This window comes from Nocardioides sp. NPDC057577 (assembly GCF_042801335.1).
GTDB lineage: Bacteria > Actinomycetota > Actinomycetes > Propionibacteriales > Nocardioidaceae > Nocardioides.
In genome coordinates this window covers 1-4958 of sequence record NZ_JBHVGB010000269.1, presented here as the reverse complement: position 1 = coordinate 4958, position 4958 = coordinate 1, and the positions used below count along the sequence as shown (strand labels likewise).

General features: G+C 67.5%; 4 protein-coding genes. 2 read left to right on the top strand and 2 right to left on the bottom strand.

What is annotated here, in order from left to right; genetic code table 11:
• Positions 1-122: 122 nt before the first annotated feature.
• Both ACFU7D_RS28590 and ACFU7D_RS28585 read right to left on the bottom strand, forming a co-directional pair.
• Positions 123-614 (bottom strand): SigE family RNA polymerase sigma factor, encoded by a 492-nt coding sequence (locus ACFU7D_RS28590; protein WP_378873638.1) that lies wholly within the window; start codon positions 612-614, stop codon positions 123-125.
• Positions 611-1774, bottom strand: a complete 1164-nt coding sequence (locus tag ACFU7D_RS28585; protein ID WP_378873636.1) for a hypothetical protein — start codon at positions 1772-1774, stop codon at positions 611-613. Before ACFU7D_RS28585 ends, ACFU7D_RS28590 begins: the two co-directional genes overlap by 4 nt.
• 160 nt (positions 1775-1934) lie before the next feature.
• Here ACFU7D_RS28585 and fbaA point away from each other — a divergent pair, with 160 nt between their 5' ends.
• Together fbaA and ACFU7D_RS28575 are read left to right on the top strand one after the other, a co-directional pair.
• Positions 1935-2957 carry a class II fructose-bisphosphate aldolase gene (fbaA, locus tag ACFU7D_RS28580; RefSeq protein WP_378731786.1) on the top strand — a complete coding sequence of 341 codons (1023 nt, stop codon included), beginning with the start codon at positions 1935-1937 and terminating at the stop codon, positions 2955-2957.
• Between the two features lie 246 nt (positions 2958-3203).
• A complete protein-coding gene (locus ACFU7D_RS28575; RefSeq protein ID WP_378873634.1) occupies positions 3204-4916 on the top strand; it encodes a fibronectin type III domain-containing protein in 1713 nt (570 codons plus the stop codon).
• Positions 4917-4958: the final 42 nt, after the last annotated feature.

Sequence of the window (4958 nt, the reverse complement as noted above, 5' to 3'; positions counted from 1 at the left end):
AGCTGTTCTCATCGGCTATGTAGCCGTCCAGCGTGGTTGGGGTTATGTTGGTGACCTGGGGCATGCCCCTGACGCTAGGTGCGCCAGGGGCATGCCCGCCCGACCGTTCTTGCTCTGTCCGGTCACGTCCGGGTGGCGTCTCCCGACTCCAGGCAGGCACGCAGCGCGGTCAGACCGCGGGAGGAGTGACTCTTCACGGTCCCCTCGCTGATCCGCAGCTCCCGCGCGGTCTCGGCGACCGACAGCTGCAGCCAGTGACGTAGGACGACCACCTTGCGCTGCATCTCGGGCAGCGCCTGGAGCGCGTCGAAGAGCTCGGACCGCTCCTCGACCTGCTCCGCGGGACCCGGCCGCTCGGGCAGATCGCCCGACCGCTCCCGCTTCCACCACGGCCGCCGGGTCTGGTCGATGTGGGCGCGGACCAGGATCGTCCGGACGTACGCCTCCTCCGACCCGGGCTCCACCCGACGCCAGGCCGCGTAGAGCTTCAGCAGGGACATCTGCACCAAGTCGTCCGCCCGGTGCCAGTCGCCGCACAGCGCATAGGCGGTGCGCAGCAGGTGCGGGCGTCGCGTCACGACGAACCCGGAGAACTCCTCATCGCGTGTGCTCACGGGAACAACGACCCCCCGCCCGACTCTTCGTCGGTCTCGGTGGCCTTGACGATGGCCAGGACGTCCTCCAGAGAACGTGTGCTGCGGTCCTCGGACCGACGTTCGTCCGCCACCTCGACGGTGTAGACGAGCGTGAGGCCGTCCTTCTCGCGAGCGATGGCGACCTTTTCCTTCCCCTTGATGGTGATCCGAGCGGCGGCGGACCGGGTGGCGCCTTCGGCGAACTTGTCTCCGAGATCTGGGTTGGCAACCTGCTCGAGGATCGTCACGCGGTCCTCGGCCGGGACCAGCTCCGACCCGTCCCCGAACTCGACCGCCTCGGAGAGGCCCGCGCTGTAGCCGCCGGGTGACGCGGCCAGGTCCGCTTCGATCTGCTTGTTCCGGTGAGCGATGTATCCCTCGATGGTCTGCCCCGACGCGGCGTACGCCACCCCGTAGCCTTCACCGCCGCCACCGGCCGCTGGCCGGTCACCGGTGAAGAGGATCCATACCTCCATGCCCTCGCGCTCCGCGACGGCTGCCTCCGAGTCCCAGGGCAGGTCATAGCCGAGTGGGTTGTCGATCTCGCGCGTGACGGTCCAGCCGTCGCCGACCCGGATCGACCCGCCGACCGACCATCTGGGCTCGACGTGGTGTGCGGCCACGTCCTCGGCCCATTCGCTGAGATTCTTCCCCTCGGTCCGAGACGCGTCGGCGTAGGAGATCTCGGTCGGGTTCATGAAGTTCGCGTAGACCGTCTTCTCCCCGTTGGTCGCGGCGAGGAACAGCTGGGAATAGTCGCTTCCGAGGAGTCGGCGGATCTCCTTGCGGTCGATCCGGCCGGCCTCCTCCCAGCCGTCCTGGAAGGTGATCTCCTTCGTGTCGAAGTCGTACCTGAGTGGGGAGGCGTCGCTCAGCGGCGGCTGTGTCGGGTAGGAGGCGATCGCCTCGTCGGCCTCCGACTGCGTCGCGATCGGTGGCTTCGGGGTGGCACTCTCACGCGAGGGGACGACGACCGCGCCGATCCCGATCACGGCGGCCACCGCGAAGGCGGTGCCGGCGACAACGGCGAGCCGCCGGCGGCGTACGAGCTTCTTCCCGTCGGCCACGAGCGCGGCCGGGTCGGGGTGTGTGGGCGGGGGTTGGGGAATCGCCCGTTCCAGGGTTTCCTGCCAGTCCATGATGCCTCCAAGATCAGTCTCACCCGTGGATACGGATCTGGTGGCAGATCGGTTGTCCTGCTTGATCGATCCAACACCGAGCGTTGGTAACGGGTAGTCGGGGGCGCATTACGCTGGCCACCAGCGCCCGGTCGACAACGGATCTCAAGGAGACCCCCAGATGCCCATCGCCACCCCCGAGAAGTACGCCGAGATGCTCGCGACCGCGAAGGAGAAGGGGTTCGCCTTCCCGGCGATCAACGTCTCCTCGTCGCAGACGCTCAACGCGGCACTGGCCGGCTTCGCGGAGGCCGGCTCGGACGGCATCATCCAGATCTCCACGGGCGGCGCGGAGTACCTCTCCGGCCCCACGGTCAAGAACATGGTGACCGGTTCGGTGGCCTTCGCCGCGTACGCGACCGAGGTCGCCAGGTCCTACGACATCAACATCGCGCTGCACACCGACCACTGCCCCAAGGACAAGCTCGACGGCTTCGTACGCCCTCTGCTCGAGCTCTCCGCCGAGCGTGTCCAGCGCGGTGAGGCCCCGCTGTTCCAGTCGCACATGTGGGACGGCTCGGCGGTGCCGCTGGAGGAGAACCTGCAGATCGCCTCGGAGCTGCTCGCGGTCGCCAAGGCCGCCCACATCGTCCTCGAGATCGAGGTCGGCGTGGTCGGTGGCGAGGAGGACGGCATCGTCGGAGCGATCGACGACAAGCTCTACTCGACCCCCGAGGACGCCATCGCGACCGCCGACGCGCTGGGCGTCGAGGGCTACCTGACCGCGCTCACCTTCGGCAACGTGCACGGCGTCTACAAGCCGGGCAACGTCAAGCTCCGTCCCTCGATCCTGCGCGACGCCCAGGACGCGGTCGTCGCCAAGCTCGGCCTGCCCGCCGGCTCGAAGCCGTTCGACCTCGTCTTCCACGGCGGCTCCGGCTCGAGCGCCGAGGAGATCGCCGAGGCGGTCTCCTACGGGGTGGTCAAGATGAACATCGACACCGACACCCAGTACGCCTACACCCGCCCGGTCGCCGGCCACATGCTTGCCAACTACGACGGCGTTCTGAAGGTCGACGGCGAGGTCGGAAACAAGAAGCAGTACGATCCTCGCGCGTGGGGCAAGCTCGCTGAGGCCGGTATGGCCACTCGGGTCGTCGAGGGTGCCCAGCATCTCGGTTCTGCGGGCAACTCCATCGGCTGATCGACACGCCGGGGACAGGCCAATGGTCCCGATTCGGAAAACGTTGTGGCACACGGCATAGCAAACTCGGGCTTATGTCGTTGTGCCGGTCATTGGTAAAGCGATTCAATGCCCTAGCTGGACGGCGACCCACGGGTAACAAGGTCGGACCGTCCTTTCGGCGTTGATCTTGGGAGGGACATCCTCGGTATGGAAACCACTGCGCGAAACCGCACAATCGGCGGGATCGTCATAGGCGCGATCATCTTGATCCTGCTTCTCGTCTTGTTCTCTTGCACCGTCAACGGCGGTGACCCGGAGAGCTCGCCGACAAAGAATCCTGAAACCGGGGAGACTGCGCTCCCTGGAGAGTCGGACACTCTCGAGCCCGACGACAAGCCGTCGGAGAAGGACTCCGACGAGCCGGAGGTCGTCGACGATGACATCGTCCCGGCGGCCAACACCGGTGTGACCTTCATCCCCGCGGGCAACGTGCCCTCGGGCAGCACGCCCACCTGTGAGCTCGACCCGAGCGCCTGCGAGGACACTCGTCCGCCGGGCGCCGGTGTGGACATCTGTGAGATCCGCCCGGACCTGACCCAGTGCCAGGAGCCCGAGCCGCCGACCACCCCGCCGACGGATCCCACCGATCCGCCGACCGAGGAGCCGGAGCCGCCGCTGTGCGAGCTCTTCCCGGATCTGCCGATCTGTGGCGAGGACCCCGGCCCCGGCGACCCCGAGGACGAGAATGCTCCCGACCCGGTGACTCTCAGCGGTTGCGATGTGCTGACCAACACCTCCGTGAAGATCGACTGGTCCAAGGCGCAGGACAAGAGCGGGATCTCCCACTACACGGTTACCTCGTCGCCGGACGCCGGAAACCCGGGTCGCACCGAGGACACCGCAGCGACCTTCACCGGCCTCGATGCGGGTGTCACCTACACCTTCTCGGTCACCGCGACCGACAAGGCTGGCAACGAGTCCCAGGACAGCAACGAGATCGACTGCGTCATGGACGTCACGGCTCCGCAGATTCCTCAGGACGTGACGGTCGAGGCGGGCGACCCGAGCGACAGCACGCTGAACGTAAGCTGGTCGGAGTCCGAGGACAACGAGAACGGCGTCGACGACGTCACCTACAACCTCTACCGCAACGGCAAGCTGGTCGGCCCGGTCAATGACACCTCTTACGAGGACACGGGCTTGGAGGCAGGCAAGGAGTACACCTACACCGTGACGGCCGTCGATGGTGCGGGCAACGAGTCTGACCAGTCTGCTGGGGCCACTGGTAAGACCACGAAGATCGCGCCGACGGTGCCGCAGAACGTCAAGGTGGACAACGCCTCGGCACTGGGCTTTGACGTCTCTTGGTCGGCATCGACTGACGAGGACGACAAGACGCCGCAGGGCGAGATCGTCTACATCGTTCGAGTGCAGGGCGGCATTCTCTGCCTCCCGCAGCGCTCGGAACCGGGCGCCACTTCCATGAGGGTTGGGTGCCTGCTCGGCCAGGATTCGACCGTTACGGTCACGGCTGAGGACGGCGATGGCAACCAGTCGGCGCCGAGTGACCCGGCCCGAGACCCTGACGCTCAGCCTCGGGGCGACGACGGAAATGCGACTCTTCGCTCGAACACGCCGGGCGAGGACAAGTCCGACGCTCCGGCCGACAAGCCGGGGTCGCCGGAGGCCCCGGCCGAGGACGCTCCTGCCGATGAGCAGCCGTCCGAGGAGAACTCGCCGCTGCTGCCGGGCCTGGACGACATCCTCCCGGGTGGCGACGACGCCGCTGAGGCTCCTGCTGAGGAGCCGGCGGAGCCCGAGGCGACGCCGAGCGAGTCGGAGTCCCCGGCTGCGCGGCCGACGACCGAGGAGCCTGCTGACGAGGCGACCGAGGACGCTCCGGCCGAGGAGGACGAGGGCGGTCTGCTGGACAGCATCGGTGACGCGCTGACCAGCGCCGTGGCCGCGGTGTTCTAGTCGATCACACGCCGAGAAACAGGGCGGGGAGAGCCGAGAGGC

What these genes read in the sequence shown, in the direction of transcription:
- ACFU7D_RS28585 (WP_378873636.1), bottom strand. Translation starts at nt 1,774, where the DNA reads ATGGACTGGCAGGAAACCCTGGAACGGGCGATTCCCCAACCCCCGCCC.
- fbaA (WP_378731786.1), top strand. Translation starts at nt 1,935, where the DNA reads ATGCCCATCGCCACCCCCGAGAAGTACGCCGAGATGCTCGCGACCGCG.